Annotated in this window: 23 protein-coding genes; 20 read left to right on the forward strand and 3 right to left on the reverse strand. The window is 50.8% G+C overall.

Features of this window, described 5'->3' with window-relative positions; all coding sequences use genetic code 11:
• Window positions 1–20 precede the first annotated feature (20 nt).
• The 3 genes from BJF97_RS18440 to BJF97_RS18450 form a co-directional block, all read right to left on the reverse strand.
• A complete protein-coding gene (locus BJF97_RS18440) occupies window positions 21–923 on the reverse strand; it encodes a LysR family transcriptional regulator (RefSeq protein WP_015689822.1) in 903 nt (300 codons plus the stop codon).
• Window positions 924–1033: 110 nt separating this feature from the next.
• The gene (locus tag BJF97_RS18445; protein WP_040118421.1) at window positions 1034–2059 is read right to left on the reverse strand and encodes an IS630 family transposase; all 1026 of its coding nucleotides are present in this window, start codon (window positions 2057–2059) and stop codon (window positions 1034–1036) included.
• A 387-nt stretch (window positions 2060–2446) separates the two neighbouring features.
• Window positions 2447–3364, reverse strand: a complete 918-nt coding sequence (locus BJF97_RS18450) for a LysR family transcriptional regulator (protein ID WP_032693554.1) — start codon at window positions 3362–3364, stop codon at window positions 2447–2449.
• Between the two features lie 142 nt (window positions 3365–3506).
• Between BJF97_RS18450 and BJF97_RS18455 the strand changes: the two genes are divergently transcribed.
• From BJF97_RS18455 to BJF97_RS18540, 20 genes are all read left to right on the forward strand, one after another.
• Window positions 3507–4211 carry a type 1 glutamine amidotransferase domain-containing protein gene (locus tag BJF97_RS18455; RefSeq protein WP_024359930.1) on the forward strand — a complete coding sequence of 235 codons (705 nt, stop codon included), beginning with the start codon at window positions 3507–3509 and terminating at the stop codon, window positions 4209–4211.
• Between the two features lie 3 nt (window positions 4212–4214).
• Entirely contained in the window at window positions 4215–5408 is a 1194-nt protein-coding gene (locus tag BJF97_RS18460) for an MFS transporter (RefSeq protein WP_024359931.1), read from the forward strand.
• A gap of 220 nt (window positions 5409–5628) precedes the next feature.
• On the forward strand, window positions 5629–6555 hold the full coding sequence (locus tag BJF97_RS18465; protein ID WP_070082941.1) for a hypothetical protein: 927 nt from the start codon (window positions 5629–5631) through the stop codon (window positions 6553–6555).
• 138 nt (window positions 6556–6693) lie between these two features.
• Window positions 6694–6888: an AlpA family transcriptional regulator gene (locus tag BJF97_RS18470; protein ID WP_032693553.1), complete on the forward strand. Its 195-nt coding sequence runs from the start codon at window positions 6694–6696 to the stop codon at window positions 6886–6888.
• A gap of 14 nt (window positions 6889–6902) precedes the next feature.
• Window positions 6903–7490 carry a DUF2857 domain-containing protein gene (locus tag BJF97_RS18475; RefSeq protein WP_032693552.1) on the forward strand — a complete coding sequence of 196 codons (588 nt, stop codon included), beginning with the start codon at window positions 6903–6905 and terminating at the stop codon, window positions 7488–7490.
• Entirely contained in the window at window positions 7480–7689 is a 210-nt protein-coding gene (locus BJF97_RS32780; RefSeq protein ID WP_032693551.1) for a TraR/DksA family transcriptional regulator, read from the forward strand. The genes BJF97_RS18475 and BJF97_RS32780 overlap by 11 nt, the downstream gene beginning before the upstream one ends.
• A gap of 392 nt (window positions 7690–8081) precedes the next feature.
• Complete coding sequence (locus BJF97_RS18480) at window positions 8082–8300, forward strand: hypothetical protein (RefSeq protein ID WP_032693550.1); 219 nt, start codon at window positions 8082–8084, stop codon at window positions 8298–8300.
• Between the two features lie 77 nt (window positions 8301–8377).
• Window positions 8378–9025, forward strand: coding sequence for a lytic transglycosylase domain-containing protein (locus BJF97_RS18485; protein WP_032693549.1), 648 nt, complete (start codon window positions 8378–8380; stop codon window positions 9023–9025).
• Window positions 9025–9303, forward strand: a complete 279-nt coding sequence (locus BJF97_RS18490) for a TrbC/VirB2 family protein (RefSeq protein WP_032693650.1) — start codon at window positions 9025–9027, stop codon at window positions 9301–9303. Before BJF97_RS18485 ends, BJF97_RS18490 begins: the two co-directional genes overlap by 1 nt.
• Window positions 9304–9314: 11 nt before the next feature.
• On the forward strand, window positions 9315–12062 hold the full coding sequence (locus tag BJF97_RS18495; protein ID WP_032693548.1) for a VirB3 family type IV secretion system protein: 2748 nt from the start codon (window positions 9315–9317) through the stop codon (window positions 12060–12062).
• A 23-nt stretch (window positions 12063–12085) separates the two neighbouring features.
• The gene (locus BJF97_RS18500; protein WP_032693649.1) at window positions 12086–12805 is read left to right on the forward strand and encodes a type IV secretion system protein; all 720 of its coding nucleotides are present in this window, start codon (window positions 12086–12088) and stop codon (window positions 12803–12805) included.
• 10 nt (window positions 12806–12815) lie between these two features.
• Complete coding sequence (locus BJF97_RS18505) at window positions 12816–13091, forward strand: EexN family lipoprotein (RefSeq protein ID WP_032693547.1); 276 nt, start codon at window positions 12816–12818, stop codon at window positions 13089–13091.
• A 72-nt stretch (window positions 13092–13163) separates the two neighbouring features.
• Window positions 13164–14195: a type IV secretion system protein gene (locus BJF97_RS18510; protein ID WP_032693546.1), complete on the forward strand. Its 1032-nt coding sequence runs from the start codon at window positions 13164–13166 to the stop codon at window positions 14193–14195.
• An 89-nt stretch (window positions 14196–14284) separates the two neighbouring features.
• Entirely contained in the window at window positions 14285–14425 is a 141-nt protein-coding gene (locus tag BJF97_RS34765) for a hypothetical protein (RefSeq protein ID WP_015696803.1), read from the forward strand.
• Entirely contained in the window at window positions 14418–15101 is a 684-nt protein-coding gene (locus tag BJF97_RS18515) for a virB8 family protein (protein ID WP_032693545.1), read from the forward strand. The genes BJF97_RS34765 and BJF97_RS18515 overlap by 8 nt, the downstream gene beginning before the upstream one ends.
• Window positions 15101–15988 (forward strand): P-type conjugative transfer protein VirB9, encoded by an 888-nt coding sequence (gene virB9 / locus BJF97_RS18520; RefSeq protein ID WP_032693544.1) that lies wholly within the window; start codon window positions 15101–15103, stop codon window positions 15986–15988. Before BJF97_RS18515 ends, virB9 begins: the two co-directional genes overlap by 1 nt.
• Entirely contained in the window at window positions 15985–17289 is a 1305-nt protein-coding gene (gene virB10 / locus BJF97_RS18525; RefSeq protein WP_032693543.1) for a VirB10/TraB/TrbI family type IV secretion system protein, read from the forward strand. The genes virB9 and virB10 overlap by 4 nt, the downstream gene beginning before the upstream one ends.
• The gene (gene virB11, locus BJF97_RS18530; RefSeq protein ID WP_032693542.1) at window positions 17279–18307 is read left to right on the forward strand and encodes a P-type DNA transfer ATPase VirB11; all 1029 of its coding nucleotides are present in this window, start codon (window positions 17279–17281) and stop codon (window positions 18305–18307) included. The genes virB10 and virB11 overlap by 11 nt, the downstream gene beginning before the upstream one ends.
• 49 nt (window positions 18308–18356) lie before the next feature.
• Window positions 18357–18659, forward strand: coding sequence for a TrbM/KikA/MpfK family conjugal transfer protein (locus BJF97_RS18535; protein WP_032693541.1), 303 nt, complete (start codon window positions 18357–18359; stop codon window positions 18657–18659).
• 18 nt (window positions 18660–18677) lie between these two features.
• Window positions 18678–18983 carry a hypothetical protein gene (locus BJF97_RS18540; protein ID WP_032693540.1) on the forward strand — a complete coding sequence of 102 codons (306 nt, stop codon included), beginning with the start codon at window positions 18678–18680 and terminating at the stop codon, window positions 18981–18983.
• Window positions 18984–19561 lie beyond the last annotated feature (578 nt).

Here is a 19561-nt window from a genome sequence, read left to right on the forward strand (position 1 = left end):
GGCTGCCTGTTTTATGTATCTCAAACCATAAATCCGCTATTTTTTGATAGTTCGAGAATTCTGTCTCTTATTCCTGAAACGAGTGGGTTACGTAATGAGCTATCAATCCATACCAAATAGATTGAATTTATAGGGAGTCTCTCATGGACATTCACTTCAACGATCTGACCTCCTGCTATGCTTTGGGCGCATAAATACTCAGGCATCACAGTCCAACCAATATTTTCTCGGATCATTCTTTCTAAAATCCGCAAATCCGGTACAGTAATAGACGGACGAAGCAGTGCAAAAAATCGCGAAGAATCCTGGAAAACTTCCCTTATCAAGGGTAACTGTTCATCGTAAGCTATTAGAGGAAGCTTCGACAGCGTATCAATCACGTCCTCATTTTCTTTGAAGTTGTCTGCTATGAGTGACGCTACCACAACTATTAACTTTTCCATTCCAATTTCAGCATATCCAAATTTTTGTTTATCCGGCATAGAAGTTGTGAAACCTAGTTGACAACTTCCGTCCAGAAGACAGCTGTATATGCGCTTCCTATTTCCTGTCAAAACTTTAAATTTAATACCTTCATTGAATAATATTTTCACCAAGTACGGTAATTTTGACCACATTAATTCTGCTGGCCCGATGAAAGATACTGTCCCCGAGGACTTTCTTGTACGTGATCTAAGCATCGACAACTTCAGTTCAATCGTTTCTAAATCTGAAGCCACCAATCTCGCCAATTCCTCCCCATCCACTGTAGCCACCACACCATGTGAACGACGAGTAAAGAGAACACACCCGGTAAAAGCCTCAAGTGAATGAATGTGGGCAGACATTGCAGGCTGGCTTATGCCCAACCGCATTGCCGCTTTTGAAATCGAACCAGCTTTGTATACTTCAACAAAACTTCGTAACTGAACCAGATAGCTCATACTGCGCATCCTTAAGAGCCTGAAGCTCTCCGATTACGACATAAAATCGAAAGCCTGCACAGTATTATGTTATAAACATGTTCCGTTAATGCTTCTATACCCAATAAACCTCAAGATGCAGGTTTGAGCACCTGAAAATGATCGTTAATTCGGGACGTCAGAAAACCCGCTATCCCCGGTAACGTATGGCTGAAAAATTCAGATATTGCATCCCTGAACTCCCTGCTGTTGCTGAAGTAGCGGTTATTCCGGGCATGTTCGTTCATTAACTTCCACATTCGTTCTATCGGATTCAGGTTCGGGCTGTACGGCGGGAGGTAATGAAGTTTTATATTTACCACCTCCGCCCAGTCTTTCACTAACTGTGAACGGTGATAACCAGCACCATCCAGAATAACATGAACTTTCTGCTGATAATCTGGATAAATTTTACGTATCTCATTGAAAAAACGAGATACGTTGTATTCATTAACCGTTTTATATTCGCAGATTAGCGGATGTTCCGGGGCCTTCAGATTCAGCGCCCCCATGATATTCAGCCGTGTACGACTACCTGTTGTTTTTACCGCTTTTCTCTGGCCTTTACGTATCCAGCCATAACCTATTTTGGTGGCCTGAGTCGGATGGACAGCATCAATAAAAAGAACCGGTTCATCACCTGCGGTGGCTTTGAGTTCCTCATAATATTCAATGAATTGCTTTTGTTTCTCTTCACTGAATTTATGCGGGACGCCTGACGGTTTTTTATAGGTGAAGCCGTTCCGGTGCAGCCACTTATTCATTCCCGGAATGCTGAAAACGATGTTCCATGTCCGCGCGACAAACGCGACAATATCACGGGTATGGTAAAATAAATTGTCGGATAAGTGGCTGATTAAAAAAGCCGTTTGTTCAGCGCTGAGTTTGCTGTCTGAGCCGCCATTTTCGGGCTTCAGCTTGCCTTTGTTCAGAAACTCGCTGATATGGTGGTCAACAGTAGTCTGATGCAGGCGTAAAGCCTGAGCGATCATGGCCGAACTCCAGCCCTCGGAGGCCAGAAGAATGGCTTTAATGCGATCGCAAACGCGCTTATCACGACTGGAGTCATGAAGACGCTCAAGTTCAGCTTTTTGTTGGTCAGTGATAAAGATTTTCATGGGGACAGCATGATCTCCTGTTGCTGAAAAATCAAGCGTCTTCAATGATCACGGGTATATACATATTAACTTATTTTAACAATTAAAGGATTTTATAGGGCAAGGATAGAACATATCAAGATAACCCATTGATATACCTATATTTTACGTGAGTTATACTGGTTGGCATTAAGGTTTCAAGCATGCCATGAGATTCGGATTGGCGTGTTGTCTTCTATTACATACTCTGGGGAGTGATAGTCGCTAAACCTTTAAATTGACTAAACAATCATTGTATTTTTATCTATTAACGTTGACGACCTCAACTCAAATCGAGTTATCACAAATTCCGTTGGTCAGCGAAGCGGTTAGCTTCTTTTAGACCGGTTCGGACTACCTCTCGGAACATTAATCATCATCCCATGGTGCCCGTTTCCATTTTTCAGTCATGAAATCAATAAATACACTTAGCCTACGGGGTATTGGTTCTCGCCGCGCCCGGACAACACTGATCTGAGATGTGTTTGCTTCCCAATCAGGCAGAACTCGGCAAAGTTTCCCAGCTCTCAATTCATCATGAATATCCCAAGTTTCTCGAAGAGATATGCCAAGCCCCGCCAAACTCCAGGCATGCAATACGTCTCCGTTGTCACTGATAAGGTTGCCAGTAACGCTGATGCTTCTTTCATGACCGGCTTTACGTAACGTCCATGAATTGTGTAAAAAACCCGGGTAAGCGAATACTAAGCAGTTGTGATTTAAAAGATCTTCTGGTCGCTCAATGGGTGGATGATTCTTCAGATATTCGGACGATGCGATGAGAATACGTCTATTATTTGCTATTTTTCTGGCCAGAAGGCGAGAATCAGCCAGATCCCCCATACGAATAGCCAGATCGAAATCACCACTGTAAAGATCCTGGATTTGGTCAGATAACCTTAAATCAAAGCCCACCCTCGGATGTACTTGGCAGAATGCAGCGATCGCAGGAGCAACATATTTTCGGCCAAACGGTGCGGGCGCAGTCAAACGAATATTTCCGCTTAACTCCTCACTATCCCCTCGGGAAAGTTCCTTCATCTCATCCAGAACGGCCAACGCTACGCGAGCCCTCTCAGCTATAGCTCTGCCCTCGTCTGTAATACGTAGATTACGGGTGTTTCTTTCAAAAAGTGTAGTGCCAAGTGCAGTTTCCAGCCTGGCTATCTGCTTGCTCACCATCTTGGGGAGTATCTGTAGGTCTCGTGCTGCGGCAGAGAAATTGTTTCTGTCGACGACGTGTAAAAACACTTCAAGGTCGTCATTTCTCAAGTTTATTTTGTTCATTTTGGGGTAAGTGTTTGTCCGTTTAGGTCTATTTAAAGGATAAATAGATTGTTCCACAATAAGACTCAATATGACAAGTCTGTTATGTCGCATGCAGTCAGAAGAATTTTGCTTTAAGTCCCCCCATATAGAGGAAGTTAAAATGCCCAAACGTATCCTGTTTGTATTGACCAGCCATGACCGTAAAGGTCAAGCCGAGAGTAAAGATGCCGCACCCAGTGGTTTCTATCTTTCTGAGGTGTCTCACCCCTACGATGTACTCACAAAAGAAGGATATGAAATTGATTTCGTGAGTCCCAAGGGAGGCAAGACACATGTTGACGGTTTAGACCTCAGCGATCCGGTTAACGCCTCCTTTTGGAATAATGATTCCTTACGCGAGGCAACTAAAACCACATTAAAACCCTCGCAGATTGATCCTGACGTCTATGACGCCGTCTACTATGCAGGAGGGCATGCGACGATGTGGGATCTCCCTGACAATATAGAGTTGGCGGGTGTTTCATCACGAATTTATGAAAAGGGTGGCGTTGTCGCTGCGGTTTGTCATGGCCCCGCCGGATTGGTGAATATTCGGCTTTCCGATAATGAATATCTGGTTGCGGGCAAAAAGGTGTCAGCTTTTACCAACGATGAAGAACGTGCTGTAGGGTTGTACGACATTGTTCCATTCTTACTTGAAGACACGCTGAAGCAAAGAGGTGCTGAGCATCTTGCAGCCGCAAATTTTCAGCCACAGGTGATTGTCAGCGAGAGATTAGTGACCGGACAGAATCCCGCTTCCGCAAAAGGAGTCGCTGAGGCAATGCTGCCTTTGTTGGCTTCTATTGAAAATAGAAGAGCCTGAGTTATGAAAGAACGCATGCCTTTTGTTATATATGTCTTTGCACTCTGCGCTTTTGCTTTGGGATTCACTGAATTTGTCACGATCGGCTTAGTTTCCAGGATATCAGCTGATCTAAACGTCAGTGTCAGTCATGTAGGTACAGCGGTGACAGCCTACGCCCTCGGTGCCGTAATTGGTGCTCCGGGATTAACTGCGTTGGCAACACGATGGCCTCGTAAAAGATTATTACTTGTTGCTATGGGCCTGTTTACAGTTGGCAATGGTATCGTCGGTGCGTCTGAGTCCCTAACGCCTATGTTGATTGCACGATTTGCTTCCGGTTTAGGGCACGGAGTGTTTCTTGCTGTTGCTTCAAGTGTGGCAACCCAACTGGCTGGGCGACATCGTGCTGGCGCCGCTGTTTCGGTCGTTTTTGGCGGTCTTACAATTGCGTTGGCATTAGGCGTACCACTTGGTACCTACATCGGTAGTCTGTTGAGTTGGCAGTCTATATTCATGGCAGTAACGGCAAGTGGAGCGATCGGTTTCATTGGATTGGCAATGCTGATGCCCACGGATCAAAATGATCCCTCCTTGCAAGCAAATGCCATGGACGGTTTAAAAGCCATGTTCAACCCACTACTGCTTGCGGGAGCAGGAATTACAGTTTTGGCCTATGCAGGATCTTTTGCCCTGTATACGTATATTTCCCCGATTCTACTTCAGGTAACGCATGTAGACGAGCGTACGAGTAGTTTGCTTATGTTGGTCTACGGCGTGATGGCCGCTATCGGGAATGTCTGGGGTGGTCGCCTGACTGACAAGCAAGGTGCAGATCGTGCCGTGATGACAATTCTTATTGGTCTGGCGATCGTCCTCTTTGCTATGTGGTTCTCTGTCTCATCCTTAATGTTAATGGCACTGTTTATTGGGTTGCTTGGAGCATTGACATACGCAGCGGTCCCCTCAATGCAAGCAAGAGTGATAGGGCTATCTCACATACATGCACCTGAAGCTCCAGCTGTGGCAGCAGGACTGAATATTGCCGGTTTTAACGGAGGAATTGCATTAGGGTCGCTATTGGGGGGGGTAGCACTGGATGTTACTGGTCTTACAAGCCCTACTTGGGTTGGAGGCGGAGTAGTAATCGTTGGTATTTTATGGATGTTATTACAAATAAATTCTAATAAAAGACGCACCACCTCCGATTACTCCTGATAGTACACGTAGCATTTAAAATGGCTCAGTGAACACCAAATCACTGAGCCATTTTATTTTACCTCTTTGAAAAATGTCACAACCAAACATAGGTTATTTTTTATTTTATAAAATCCGCCCATGTCATTCTGATCTATTTCATATCAATCAGAATTTTAAACATCTTTCAAAAACACAGCGAAATTCATCAGCAATATCATTGTGTGAAAGGAGATGTATTATGTCAGACAATTCAACTTGCCTAAACATTAGAGATGGAATTCCAGACTGGATAACTATAAGGGAGGCGGTAAGACTTCTCAATGCATTGAATGGGTGTAAAATAAGAAAAAGTGATTTTTATCGATTTGCTCTGCAAGGGAAAATTCGGTTTTCAATATATTTTCAATCCCCAGTAATATTGAGGAAAATTAAATCACGAAATCATAAATTAAAGCTAAGACCAATAAAAAATTCGTCAACGATGAAATCATTCATGCCTGCCGAAAGTTCCTTTGTCAACGAGAACAATTTAACTTTCAGTACTGAAGGAAGATATATCCACCCTGTACAAAGAGTCATTGACACAACATTACTCGGCTATGAATATGTCCTTATACAGCGTTTACTTGCACATTCATTAAAGATACCATCACCTGTAACAGGAGCAAAGTCGAATAATTATGGTATTACCGTCTGTTTATTGGGGGAATCGTTTCAACTTTTCGAAAAGATGACATGGCATGAAAGAATCGAACGACACGTAAAAAGGCTACCTAAAGATATTTCATCAGATGATTACGAAGATATAATACTAAACGCTACAAAGAAAGATTCGCATAAATATTATTTTCCTATGCATGAATTACCGAGTGATGCCTGCTTTGTCCTCAGAAAAAGTGAACTTGATAAGTTGATCAACAAACCGATCGAAAAAGAAATACTTCAACCGTCTCCAACTCGGATATCCACCCCTCTATCACGCCTCTTCTGGCTTGCCTGCAAAAATAATCAAACTATCAGTCCGTTAATCATGCAACCGTATAAACTACTGTCCATTTTTGAACAATGGGCATCTGAGGAAGGCATTACCGATCGATTCAGTGGCGACACGCTCAAGACTGCGCTTGAGCGCGGCTCGCCCCCTTCCCTGCCAACACAAAAGTAAGATGATGCCCTTCGCTATGAAAACCCGTATTAAGGATTGTATTTCCCGTAATACGGGCTAATCAACTTTCTACACACCACGACTTTGTGTTGTCGTGTTATCTCCCGGCTAGCGCTATATCTGCCACAGGAGAATACCGTGACATCTCATCAGTTATTACGTCTGAAACAGGTTGAGGAAAAAACGGGCCTGAAGCGCTCTCAAATCTATCTGTATATGAAAGACGGCACCTTCCCCCGCTCAATCAAGATTGGTCCGGCCAGTGTCGCCTGGCTCGAATCGGAAATTGACGAATGGATCAATATTAAATTAGTCCGCCGTTTAATAGGCTGAAGGGAGAAAATACCATGATTATCCCATCACTGAATTACGCCGTGTTAACCGATGCCCTGCATGCATTGAAGGAGGGCAACATTCGTTATTGTGAATCACTGGGATTCACTTTCGACGAAATGAATGCCCTCAACCAATTATCACTGGACGAGCTGTTTATCCTCAGTCGGGAGTCTGCGCAGTTTTTGGCTGTTACGGTTCATCACGACGCATTACACCTGCTTCTGGCTAAATCCCGTGAGGAGGCTCTGCAGCAGCAACGTATCAATCATGCCATCCGGCTCGGCGGGTCAATTGCGCTACTCAACAAGTATTTTGGCCTCACCTCCAACGAAGTTTGCCTTCGCCGCCGGTTACTGGGCGTCCGTGTGCCTTATGGCCGGACGCCAGAGCCGGACGAAGAGACGGATGCGGCCATCTGGCGGCAATGGCAACAATGCCGGGTGGCCAACCTGGAATCGACCGATGCGCTGGCCGCCATGATGCAGGTAACGCAAACCCTGCTGCCGAAAGTCGAAGGGTTGTCACTGGCCATCGTCTGGAAGCGTATCGCACTTTGCGAACGGGAGGCGTTAGACCGGAGGGCTACACATGCCGGATGAGATCGACCGCGATCAGGAATTTAATGAGCAACGACTGGAAGAGATGATTGAACAGAGTCGTTTTAAGCCAGGGTCTACGCCATCATTATTCCATTGCCGTGTATGCGGAAAGCCCATTCCTGAAAAACGACGGCAGGCACTGCCGGGCATAACAACCTGCACGGAATGTCAGGAAAAACTTGAACGTCGAAGACGTTAATAATGGTCACAGAGACATGCAGGAATATTTCCCCTGCATGTCTCTATTATTAACTATCAATACACAGTCGTCTTTATTATACATTTCACTTCCTTTTATCTCGCAGAATTCACCCCTTCTACCGCTAATTTATCTCTCTCATTTTAACTTTGAATTTATCGTTTATATACCGCCCCGGATATCTGATCATGAAAACGTCATTACATAATAGTTACCCGTATTGACGTTAATTCTCTTGGAACGGGTATTGTTCTTTAAAAATAAGATTCGGGCTGTCACATAACCACAATTCAGGGTGCCGCTGAATGTTCTCGCTGACCCGTTAAAACCGGAATGCAGAATTGGGATGTGACATTTATTTAACTCATCGTTTTTTTATTAGAGGAGGCCACATGCGAAAACCCATTTATCACGTATTTGTCACCCAGGAAAGTCAGCCCGACCCACAGGGTGAAAAAAACACCTGGTGGACGAAAGTCGGCGTGGCTTTTGCCCATCACGGTAAACCCGGCCTGAACGTGGTACTGACACCCGGCATTGCCGTTTCCGGAAAGCTGGTGCTCCTTGAGCCCAGGGATGACGGCGAGGCGACACAGGATACTCCCGTTTAACCGCCCTTCCCCCTTTTCCCGGCCCTGTCCCGTCAGATGGCGGTACGCGTTGCCCGGTTTACCGTTCCGAGGCCACCATGCTTTCCACCTCCGTGTTTCTGGCGGCGTCCATGCAGTGCGCCGCCAGCGTTCACCCGTCTACGGCACTCGATGTGGCACGGGTCGAATCCGGTTTGAATCCGTATGCCATCGCTGAAATCCTGCCCGGTGGCAAAGGCGTGACTTCACATTTCCCCACAAGCAAGGATGAGGCCCTCAGTCTCACCGGACGGCTGGCGGCACAGGGCCGACGTTATTCGGTCGGGCTGATGCAAATCACCAGCACCAATTTCCGTCATTACGGCGTGAGCGCCCGCGACCTTCTTGACCCCTGTACCAACCTGTCCGTCTTTGAGCACATCCTCACCGACTGCTACCGCCGCGGCGGTTCCCTCAAGCGTGCGCTCAGTTGCTACTACTCGGGAAATTTCACGACCGGTCAGCAAGCGGAATCCGCGTTTAACCAGACCAGCTACATCCAGCGCATCGGCTACGCCGTACCGTCAACGCGGGAAGACCGGCAGCGGCCTACCGCCGAAAAGCTCGTGCCGGAAATCCATTACCCCGCCGCAGTCTTACGTGGCGAGCTTACCGATAACGCCACGCCCGTACTGACATTCCTGCGCTACCCCAACGCCGTGATACGCGGCGCGATACCCTTTCCCGGCCCCCAGGAGGAACAATGATGAAAAGAAAAGAGTATGACTGGACCGTCCTCTCTTCCTTGTTAATGGCAAGCCCGGTGCTGGCAGCAGACAGCGGATTTAATAAAGCCAATGAGACGCTGAGTAACACCTCCACCGGCCTGCTCGGACTGGCCGCCGTCACCATCACGCTGGCCACCATGTGGGTAGGATACAAAGTCTTATTTGACGGCAAGAGCCTGCATGACATGCGCAACGTCATCATTGGCGCCATCCTTATCGTCGGTGCATCAGGTTTCGGTGCCTACTGGGCGTCATAAGGGAGGTAACGATGGCTACGCTGAACAAAGCGCTGACGCGACCTGCCGCCATAGCCGGCATTCCCCTCGTGCCGTTCGTAATAGTCAGCGGGGCCATCGTCCTGCTGGCGGTCTATGTCAGCTATTACCTGGTATTACTGCTTATTCCCGCCTGGCTGGAGATGAAGGCAAAGGCCAGAACCGATATTCACTATTTCGGGCTGCTCTGGCTGGCCTTTAAAACCCGTGGCCGGTTTGGCACCAATAAACATTTTGGTGCCAATGCCCTGCTGGCAAACCGCTATGACGCCGTCGACGTCTCGGAGTTTATTGAAAAAATGAAGTTAAACGAGCACGTTACGCTGGATAAATACATTCCGTATTCCTCCCATCTTCACCCGCACGTCATCAGAAACCGCCAGGGTGATTTGGTAGCCAGCTGGGAGCTGGAGGGCACCATTTTTGAATGCGAGGACGAACATCATCTGACTTTAATGGCGACGCATCTCAATAACGTTATTCGGGGGTATGAAGGTCTGCCGGTTACCTTCTATCTTCACCGTATCCGGGAAAAGTACCACGATGTCTTTGACGCGAATTCAGGCATTCCCTTTTCTGATGAAGTGACCCGGCTGTATTACCAGCCGATCAACGAAAAACCGTTCTGGCGGCACCGGCTGTTTTTCACCCTCTGCTACGCGCCCTTCTCTCCGCTGGAGAAAAAGGCCATGAAGGCGCAGCCGTCCGGTAAACGCAAAGCGGCGCTGGATGATGCTCTGAAAGTGATGCTGGAATACCGGGAGGCACTGGCTTCCGCGCTGTCCCGCTATACGGCGACGCCGCTGGGGATGTATGAAGACAACGGGCGGGTGTATTCCGCCCAGTTGTCCTTTTATCACCGTCTGCTCACCGGCCAGTGGCAAAAGGTGGCGGTCACGCGTGCGGCGTTTTATGAAACATTAAGCACGCCGGATGTCTTTTTTACCACCGACACCGCCGAGTGCCAGACCGTCGGCGGCTCCCGTTTTTTCCGCAGTCTGGAAATCAAAGATTATTCGCCGGAGACCGCGACCGGCCTGCTGGACGCGCTGCTGTATGCCGAAAGCGAGTATGTGCTGACGCAGTCCTTCACCTGCATGGCCCGCGATGAGGCGCAGAAGCATATCCGTCTGGCGGAAAAGCGCCTGAATTCGGCGGATGACGACGCCATTTCGCAGCGCGAAGAGCTGATTGTGTTGCGTGACCTGCTCCAGTCCGGGCATGTCTCCTGCGGAAAATACCACTTTTCCCTGCTCGTATCCTCAGACAGCGCCGACCAGGTGGTCAAGGATGCCAACGCGCTGGCGCAGCCTTTCGCCGACCTCGGCATCATGACGACGCTGTCTACGCTGTCGCTGCCCGCCGCGTACCTGGCGCAACTGCCGGGTATCTATACGCTGCGCCCCCGTCTGGTGGCCGTCAGCAGCCAGAACTTTGCCGACCTGGCGAGCCTGCACAATTTTCATCCTCATAAACGAAACGGCAATCCCTGGGGCGATGCCATCGCCATCCTCAAATCCCCTGGCGGTGGCGGGTATTACCTGAACCTGCACGACAGCCAGAGCGGACGGGATGACTTCAACGAAAAAACGCCGGGTAACACGGCGATTATCGGTAAAACAGGCTCCGGGAAAACGATGCTGATGACCATGATGCAGCAACTGATGCAGAAGTACCGCAATCCGGCGACCTTCTCCGCCTCAGCCACAATCCAGCGGTTCACCACGGTGTATTTTGATAAGGACCGGGCGGCGGAGATGGCAATACGCCAGATGGGCGGACGCTACTTCCGTATCCGTACCGGAGTGCCTACCGGGTTCAATCCTTTTGCGCTGGCCCCAACCCGGCGGAATATCAGCTTTATCAAACGACTGGTACGCATGCTGTGCGGCCGCAACGGCAAGCCGCTCGATCCGCGCGATGAGGAGCGGATCAGTGCCGCCATAGATACCATTATGCTCGACTACCCGCCGGAATACCGCAAGTTCGGTATCACCCGGCTGCTGGAAGTCCTGCCGGAGCCGCCAACCACCGACGCCCGCATCAACGGGCTACGTATTCGCCTTAAACAGTGGGCGCAGGGCGGCGAGTTCGGCTGGGTATTCGACAATGAGGAGGACACCTTCAACATCAGCAACATTGATAACGTGGGTATCGACGGTACGGAATTTCTCGATGATGACGATATTCGCGGCCCCATCACATTTTATCTGCTTTACCGCGTCACCGGCCTGCTGGACGGTCGCCGGCTGGTGATGTTCATGGACGAGTTCTGGAAATGGCTGGCCGATGTCGAATTTTCCCGCTTCTCGCTCAATATGCTGAAGGTGATCCGCAAGCTGAACGGCATCTTCGTCCCCGCCACGCAGTCGCCTGACGAAATCGTCAAGCACCCGATTGCCCCGGCGATTATCGAGCAGTGCAGCACGCAGATTTTTCTCGCCAACCCGAAGGCCAGCCGGGCGGATTACGTGGAAAAGATGAAAGTGCCGGAAAGCATGTACGACATCGTCAGAAACCTCGATCCGGGTGAGCGCTCTATGGTGGTCCTGAAAACGCCGTTACGCGCAGGTGAAACCCGGCCTTTTGTGGCGATGGCGAAAATGGATTTAGCGGGCCTCGGGAAACTTACCAAAATGCTGAGCGGGAGTGAAGACAACCTGAAACTGTTCGACACCCTGTATCAGGAAGGAATGCAGCCTGATGACTGGAAAGCCGCCTTCCTTGAACAAGCCCTGTAATAATCATGACGGAGGTAATGAAAATGCGGTTCAGAGATAGCATACTGGCATTATCGTTGTTTATTTCCACCCAGGCGATGAGCGCCGGAATACCGGTATTCGACGCCGTACAGAATACCGAATCCATTAATCAGTGGATCCAGAAACTCCAGCAGTGGCAGGAAACCGTCACCCACTATAGAAGTGAACTTGATGCCTACAAGCAGCAATTAGCCACGGCAACGGGCGTGCGTGACGTTCAGGCATTTCTCCGTGAGGCAAAAAGCCTGAAAACCGATATTGATAATCTTCGTCAAAACGGTATTTCACTCGATGACCTGCTGAGCAACCAAAACGGGTCATATTCGTCTGAACTGAATAGCTTGTATAACAAATATAAATCATTCAATACCTGTAACCCCTCCAGCGCTTCACAACGCTATCTGGACAGCTGCAAACAGATGATCCTGAATCAGGCTGTAGCGATAGAAAATACGTCTGAGGTTGAAAATAAGATCACAGGCACGCTCGGTGATATATCAGATTTATCAGACCGTATTGCTAATGCGCAGGATTCGAAAGAGTCACAGGACCTGGCTAACGCCATCGCGGCCAAAAGCGTACAATTGAATGTGCTGACCAGCCAGTGGGAAATGTCAGTCAAACAGACTGAACAGCGAACAACGCTGCTGGAGCAACAAAAACAGAAAGCCTTTGAGCAACAGCAATTAACTGCGCCCGTTGCTGATCTGAACTCTCTATAGGGAGGTTAACATGTTAAAACCCGTATTACCCTTATGCGTCATTTCAGGCATTCTCGTCTTATCCGGTTGTAAAGAGACGAAATCAGAAGCCTGGTATAAAGAACATCCCGATGAAACCTATAAGGTCTATACGCAATGCCTCAAGGATGGCGAGGCAAGCGACAACTGCGAGTTTGCGCACCGGGCAGCACTCATGTTTGCCCAGACAGGCAAACCCGGCATCAGGGAAAAATTCGAGACACTGTTTCAGCAGGAAGCCCAAAAAAGAAAATCCGTCACTCAGTAAGATCCCCGCCAACAAAAACAGGGATCCCTCCCTGTTTTATCCCCTGTCTGTTCCTGACTAATGAGAGGCACCATGTCCGGTGGTATTTTTGTTGGTATGGACAAAAACATCATGGATGGACTTAACGCCGTGTTAGAAGGTCAGTCTTCTACCTACGGCACCCTGATCAGTGCGATTATCGTCAGTTCCTTCACCCTATTTATTACGTATCGCGGGTATCAGACGCTTGTCGGCAAACTCCAGACACCGGTTGAAGATGTTGTCTGGGATGTGGGGCGCATGTTGCTGATCACCACCTTTGTTTTAAACCGCGATGGCTGGCTGGATGCCATCATTGCGGCCATTGAAGGGCTTAAGGACGGCATCAGTGGCGATGATAATGTCTGGGCGCTGCTCGATACGGTGTGGGAAAAGGCACAAGCGCTGGGGCAAACGCTGTTTAATCTCGATACCTCCACCTACGTTAAAGTGAATGGCGGCTTTGCCGAGGTGTTGGTCTGGGCCGGTGCAATCGTTCTGTTACTCGCTGCAACCTTTGTCAATCTGCTCGCCGAAATCACCATTCTGTTAATGACCACCACCGCCCCACTCTTTATTTTCTGCCTGCTGTACGGTTTTCTTAAACCCATGTTTGATAACTGGCTGAAAACAATATTTACCGCAATCTTAACGATCATGTTCTCTGCCCTGTCTGTCCGGATCGCCATCAACTACCTGAATAAAATACTGGATGCCGCCACAGCAACGTCTGCTGAAAGCAATATGGTGACCCTGGCGGCGCAATGTTTGCTGGCCGGGATTGCCGCAGGCGTCGTGGTGTATTTTTCAGCGAAAATAGCCACTGCGCTGAGCGGTGCCGCCGTACAGGCCGTGTTACAGGGTGCAGCCATGAGCGGACTGCGCGGGCTGGTGAGCAAATCTGCCGACGTCGCCAGACCCGGCATAAAGGCCGGGGGCCGACTGACCGCCAAAGGTGGCATGGCAGCAGCCGCGACAACCGGCAGGTTCATTGCCGCAGGTGCGGGCAAAGCCGTGAACGCCTGGCAGAAACGTGCCACCGCCATCGAAAGCATGAGACGCCAGAATCAGCAGCGTCACCGTTAATCCTCCCGACCGCTAATCTCATTCCCCCGTCACGCCATGGCCTCTGCCAGCGGTGCGGCCTTCCTGCATTTATCCGATAAGAGGCTTCCATGAAATTCAGCATCTTGCTTCTGGTGCTGTGCGCGCTTACGGGCTGCGCGCAGCATCAGGGCGACCTCCCGCCGGTGTCCGGCGATCCCCAGCCGGTTAATTCCCCCGCCATCATTCAGGAGCTGACTCACCATGTCTGATATTCAGCGCATCATTAATGTCTCCCGCTCTTTTGAATCCATCCTACTGGAAAAGGAAGAGCGTTCCCGCAAAACCGCCTGGCGGGTGGCCGCTGCCGGGCTGATTCTGGCTGCACTGGCAATTACGTCCATTATTATTCTGCTGCCGCTGAAAACCACTGACATTGAATTGTGGTCGGTGGATAAACAGACCGGCCGTTATGAGTATATGACCCGCATTAAAGAGCGGGATATTGCGTCTGAAAAAGCGCTGGCCCATTCACTGGCGGCACACTATGTCAGACTCCGTGAGGGATATAATTATTTCTCCCTCCAGCGTGATTACGACGACGTGCAGTTATTTAACAGCAACAGCGTGAACCGGGATTATCTGGACGGGTTTAATGGCGACCAGGCTCCGGACGTTATTTTTAACAAAGCCGAATATGTCGTCTATATCGACGTTATTTCCAATGTGCATGCGCCTGCCACCGGGCCGGATAATCTGGCCACACTGCGTATTAAGCGCACCCTCCGCCGTATCTCTGATAATTCAGTGAAAACGGACTTCTGGAATATCCGCCTCACTTACCGTTATGTCCCACATCAGCAACTGACGGACAGTCAGCGTGAAGTGAACCCGCTGGGCTTTATCGTCACCAGCTACCAGCGCGATAAAGAATTGAGGAGCGAATGATGCTGAAAAACATCCTGCTCCTGACGGGCTTACTGGCATCATACGCGGCATGGAGTGCCGCCACCCCGCGCGGCAGCGGCTATGACAGCCGGATGCAGAACGTATCGTATAACAGCCAGAACGCCACCGTGGTGAACACCCGCCCCGGCTACGTCACCACGCTGCTGTTTGACGACGATGAGACCGTGACTGACGCGCAAGCGGGCTTTCCAAAAGGCTGGACGGTGACGAAAAGTGATAATCGGGTGGGCGTCAGCCCGAACCCAATCACCCAGCCGGTGACTGACGCCAGCGGCAACAACGTCAGCCAGGTATTTTTGCCCACGGCGAAGGACTGGAAGACTAACCTTTTCGTGGTGACCTCAAAGCGTGATTACAGCCTGGAGCTGAACGTGCTGGACCACGATTCCCCCGCGCAGGCATTCGTTATCCGTTACCACTATCCGGCCGAGGTTCGCCAGCAATCCGCCGCCGCCAGCGCCGCGCGCCAGGCGCAGCAGCGGGAAAGACAGGAGAAGCAGCAGATAGCGGCGGCATTCGGAGAGGCCAGCATGCCACGCAACTGGCGCTACACCAAACGGGTCGCCGCCGGTTCGGCCTCCATCGCACCGGATTTTGCCTGGGATGATGGTCGTTTTGCTTATATCGGTTTTTCCCCCATCAGAACCCTGCCTTCCGTTTTCCGGGTGGTTAACGGACGGGAGCAGGCGCTCACGCCCCGGACAGTTAAGCAGGGTAATTACACCGTGATGGTGGTTCCGGCAGCGCCACAACTGGTGTTGCGTTACGGCACCTCGGTGGTGGGGATCGAAAACAACGGATTCGGGCGCATCCCGATAACCCGCAGCGACACTGTTTCACCGTCCGTTACGCTGGAGGCGAAATGACCGATAAACCTGTCCCGGATGAACCGGAAAAAACCACCGCAGAGCGGGAAGCGGAAGCCCGCGAACGCGCCCGGGCGGCAATGGCGTATCAGGAGTCGGAGCAGAAAACGCCGCTCGGCCAGCCTGAAGTGACCCGTTTCCGTAAGGTATCCGGTCGCCGCACGCTGATCGTCAGCCTGCTGAGTCTGGCGCTGGTGATCGCTCTGGCATCCGGCGGCGATCGGATTTTCAGTGCATTGAAAGGGGGTAATGAGAAAGAAGCCGACACCGCGCCGCCGACCTCGGCCGGGAAGACGCTTCATGAGCGTCAAAATCTGGGCATGGACAGTAATCCGTTTGGCCTGTTCGGGCCGCACACACAGGACGGAACAGACCCTGCCCGCCAGGCCGTCACTCCCGCACCCACCCTGCCACCAGCCCCACCCGCCCTGAACAAGGCAGCCGCACTGGCTGACGGGCTGAACAACGCCCGAACAATGCCGGGTGATAATGCACGCACGTCCCCGGGTGAAACGCGCAGCAACGCAGAAACGTCCGAAAGTCGGTCATCATCCACGATGTACACTTCCTGTCCGTCAGTACTGACCAGGGGAAAGGATGGCAGCCTGCGCTGCCCGGAGACTGCCGCGCCGGAATCGGGTAACAACGACCATCCAGGCGTCGCCCGAGTCACCGACGTCAGACGGTTGGGCCTCGATCCTGATCTCTATATCCCGGTGGACCGCTATATCCCGTGTTCGATGATGTGGCGCTTCGTGTCCGATGTTGGGGGGCATATTTCCTGCCTGATCAGTGAAGATGTTTACAGCGCCAGCAACCATGTAACGCTGATCCCGGCGGGAACGATCGCCCGTGGCATCTACCGCACCGGGGCGCTGCAACACGGACGCAGCCGGATGTTTGTGCTGTGGACGGAGCTGCGCACGCCTGAGCCCGGCAGCCTGCAAATCCCGCTCAGCAACACGCAGGCCAGCGGCCCGCTCGGCGAGGCGGGGATCTCAGGCTGGATCGACAATCACTTCTGGGAGCGCTTCGGCAATGCCCTGATGCTTAGTACGGTGCAGGACGTGGCAGCGGCGGCGTCAGATGCTGCCCCGGGGAAAGACCGCAATACCGACTACACCGAAAACACCCGCGCCGCCACGGCGGAAATGGCGAAAACGACGCTGGATAACAGCATCAATATCCCGCCCACCCTCTACCTGAATCAGGGTGATGTCATCGGCATCATGACCGGCACCGATATTGATTTCTCATCCGTCTGGCAGCTGCGACTGAAAAAGAGGTGGTATGAACGCTGAAAACCTGTCGCTGGATTTTATGAAAAACCAGCTGTTTGGTGAGTTTATTGCGCAGGACGGCCTGACGGAAATTGCCGTTAACCGGCCGGGTGAACTGCATACCAAAATCCGGGGGAAATGGCGAAGACATGAAGCCCCGATTACGCTGCGTCAGTGTTACGCCTTTGCCAGAGCGCTGGCGTCCTGGCAGGACGATAATATCGACGACACCTCGCCGATCCTTTCCGCCACGCTTGAGTCAGGCGAGCGCATTCAGGCCATTATTCCCCCGGCCTGTGAGCGTAATACCGTGTCTATTACGCTGCGCAAACCCTCATTCGGGCAGAAAACGCATCAGTCATGGATTGATGCGGGATTTTATAACCGGGTGACCGGTAAGGAGCGAACGGAAGTCAAAGATGTTGAACTGACCCGCTATTATCAGAGTGAGGATATGCCCCGCTTTATGGAAAAAGCGGTGGAATACGGCAAGACGATTTTTATCGTCGGTGAAACCGGATCCGGTAAAACCACCTATATGAAAACGCTGCTGCACCATATTCCCCGGCACCTCAGGCTGACCACCATTGAGGATAATCCCGAAATCCGTTTTTATCACCACACCAATTATGTCCATCTCTTTTATCCGGCGGATGCCGGGGATAATGCCATTGTCACGCCCGGCAGACTGATACGCGCCAATTATCGTATGAACCCTGACCGGATATTACTGGCTGAAATTCGCGGGCGGGAAGCCTGGGATGCGCTGAAAATCGTCGGTTCCGGGCATGAGGGATTGATGACCTCCCTGCATGCGGGCAGCCCGGAAGAATGTATTGAAGGGTTAATTGACCGCTGCTATGAAAACCCCGACTGCCGGAACATGCCTTTCGACGTGCTGTTACGCAAGGTGCTTAAGAGCGTTGATGTGATAGTCAGCATTGATATTCACGGTGACATACGCCGTATGAGTGATGTTTATTTTAAACCCCTTCATCTCAATGGCATGAGAGGTGTATTCAGCAAAGGGCTCAAGTAAATTACTTATCGAATTACGCAACCCTCGTTTAAATATGAAGGTGACCGAAATGAAAAAATCAATATTCTCCGCATTATTACTCAGCGCTATGGCGTCATATTCAACCTCCGTCGTGGCCGCTGACGCCTGTGAAGTGGTGTTATGCATGTACGGTAAAGCCACCGGGAACGGCGGCGGCAATGAATGCCATTCGGCCGAACGTGCATTCTTTAATATCGTGAAAAAGAACAAGCACGGTTTTCTGCAGGACCATACTGCCGATGCCAGAAAATCGTTCTTACTTGAGTGTGATTCGGCAGACCCGGCAATTATCAGCCAGATTATCAGTAAATTTGGCCGCATGCGTGGTTAATTAGCGGAGGTTATCTTTATGACCAAACCGGGTTTTATTCAGCATCCCTGGACACGTCAGCGCGGGGATTCCATGCGCGCAGCCCGTGTTATTGAGCACATTGAAAATGAGGCAATGCACGGATGCGGCCTTTATTATGAAATTTATCACTATCGCGTTGTCTGCCGGTTATTGCAGTTGCTGCAAACGCTGAACGCCACCGACAGAATAACGCTGACAGAAGAAGCTAACCTACGTGGATTTACGCTGAATGAAACCAGCATTAAAGAAAGTCGTCAGTGTTATTCCAACATCATGAGGGAAATCCGCGAGAGCCAATATTAACCCCTGCCTTAATTTTATTCGCAGGTCTCCTATAGCGCCAAAATATTTCAGCCGAGCTCGGCTTGAGGCGTGGCGGTTTTCAGGTTTTTACGGCATAGCACATTTTTCACGGATTAAGGAGTGAAGAAATGCGGGCCGTAAAAATGAGGCAGCGGACAGAATTATTTTCGCGGGTTAAGGAGCGAAAATAGTTCAGGCGCCGCGCCTCACCGGCAAACAGCCGCGCCCACGCGGATTTTGCCGGCCGGGGGGAGCCGAATAAATTTCGCCGCCCCAGCGAGCGAAAAGCTGTCGCCCACGACAGCGGTTTATTTGGGGGGCACAGCCCCGCACACCGTCGCAGCTAAGTCTCCGGCCAAAAGCCGGTAGCGTGGCGCGACCACCCTCTTTAAAGGTCAGCTTCCCTTTTATTCCCGCTGCGAGGCACGAGCAAAGGGAAGAAAAAGGCGAAAGCGACCGTCTTAAAGGGGGTGGTCGCGCGTAGCGGGCGACGGTGTGCCGCCGTTGACGTTGGGGGTTTTGGCGCGGCGTCCAGCCACGACATTACCCCCATGCGACATATCATAAGGGCGTCCAGC

Source organism: Klebsiella sp. LTGPAF-6F, assembly GCF_001753185.1.
In the GTDB taxonomy this organism is placed as follows: Bacteria; Pseudomonadota; Gammaproteobacteria; order Enterobacterales; family Enterobacteriaceae; genus Klebsiella; species Klebsiella michiganensis.

Excerpts from the sequence above, each read along its gene's own strand:
- BJF97_RS18440 (WP_015689822.1), bottom strand. The coding sequence starts at position 923 with ATGAGCTATCTGGTTCAGTTACGAAGTTTTGTTGAAGTATACAAAGCT.
- BJF97_RS18445 (WP_040118421.1), bottom strand. The coding sequence starts at position 2,059 with ATGAAAATCTTTATCACTGACCAACAAAAAGCTGAACTTGAGCGTCTT.
- BJF97_RS18450 (WP_032693554.1), bottom strand. The coding sequence starts at position 3,364 with ATGAACAAAATAAACTTGAGAAATGACGACCTTGAAGTGTTTTTACAC.
- BJF97_RS18455 (WP_024359930.1), top strand. The coding sequence starts at position 3,507 with ATGCCCAAACGTATCCTGTTTGTATTGACCAGCCATGACCGTAAAGGT.
- BJF97_RS18460 (WP_024359931.1), top strand. The coding sequence starts at position 4,215 with ATGAAAGAACGCATGCCTTTTGTTATATATGTCTTTGCACTCTGCGCT.
- BJF97_RS18465 (WP_070082941.1), top strand. The coding sequence starts at position 5,629 with ATGTCAGACAATTCAACTTGCCTAAACATTAGAGATGGAATTCCAGAC.
- BJF97_RS18475 (WP_032693552.1), top strand. The coding sequence starts at position 6,903 with ATGATTATCCCATCACTGAATTACGCCGTGTTAACCGATGCCCTGCAT.
- BJF97_RS32780 (WP_032693551.1), top strand. The coding sequence starts at position 7,480 with ATGCCGGATGAGATCGACCGCGATCAGGAATTTAATGAGCAACGACTG.
- BJF97_RS18480 (WP_032693550.1), top strand. The coding sequence starts at position 8,082 with ATGCGAAAACCCATTTATCACGTATTTGTCACCCAGGAAAGTCAGCCC.
- BJF97_RS18485 (WP_032693549.1), top strand. The coding sequence starts at position 8,378 with ATGCTTTCCACCTCCGTGTTTCTGGCGGCGTCCATGCAGTGCGCCGCC.
- BJF97_RS18490 (WP_032693650.1), top strand. The coding sequence starts at position 9,025 with ATGAAAAGAAAAGAGTATGACTGGACCGTCCTCTCTTCCTTGTTAATG.
- BJF97_RS18495 (WP_032693548.1), top strand. The coding sequence starts at position 9,315 with ATGGCTACGCTGAACAAAGCGCTGACGCGACCTGCCGCCATAGCCGGC.
- BJF97_RS18500 (WP_032693649.1), top strand. The coding sequence starts at position 12,086 with ATGCGGTTCAGAGATAGCATACTGGCATTATCGTTGTTTATTTCCACC.
- BJF97_RS18505 (WP_032693547.1), top strand. The coding sequence starts at position 12,816 with ATGTTAAAACCCGTATTACCCTTATGCGTCATTTCAGGCATTCTCGTC.
- BJF97_RS18510 (WP_032693546.1), top strand. The coding sequence starts at position 13,164 with ATGTCCGGTGGTATTTTTGTTGGTATGGACAAAAACATCATGGATGGA.
- BJF97_RS34765 (WP_015696803.1), top strand. The coding sequence starts at position 14,285 with ATGAAATTCAGCATCTTGCTTCTGGTGCTGTGCGCGCTTACGGGCTGC.
- BJF97_RS18515 (WP_032693545.1), top strand. The coding sequence starts at position 14,418 with ATGTCTGATATTCAGCGCATCATTAATGTCTCCCGCTCTTTTGAATCC.
- virB9 (WP_032693544.1), top strand. The coding sequence starts at position 15,101 with ATGCTGAAAAACATCCTGCTCCTGACGGGCTTACTGGCATCATACGCG.
- virB10 (WP_032693543.1), top strand. The coding sequence starts at position 15,985 with ATGACCGATAAACCTGTCCCGGATGAACCGGAAAAAACCACCGCAGAG.
- virB11 (WP_032693542.1), top strand. The coding sequence starts at position 17,279 with ATGAACGCTGAAAACCTGTCGCTGGATTTTATGAAAAACCAGCTGTTT.
- BJF97_RS18535 (WP_032693541.1), top strand. The coding sequence starts at position 18,357 with ATGAAAAAATCAATATTCTCCGCATTATTACTCAGCGCTATGGCGTCA.
- BJF97_RS18540 (WP_032693540.1), top strand. The coding sequence starts at position 18,678 with ATGACCAAACCGGGTTTTATTCAGCATCCCTGGACACGTCAGCGCGGG.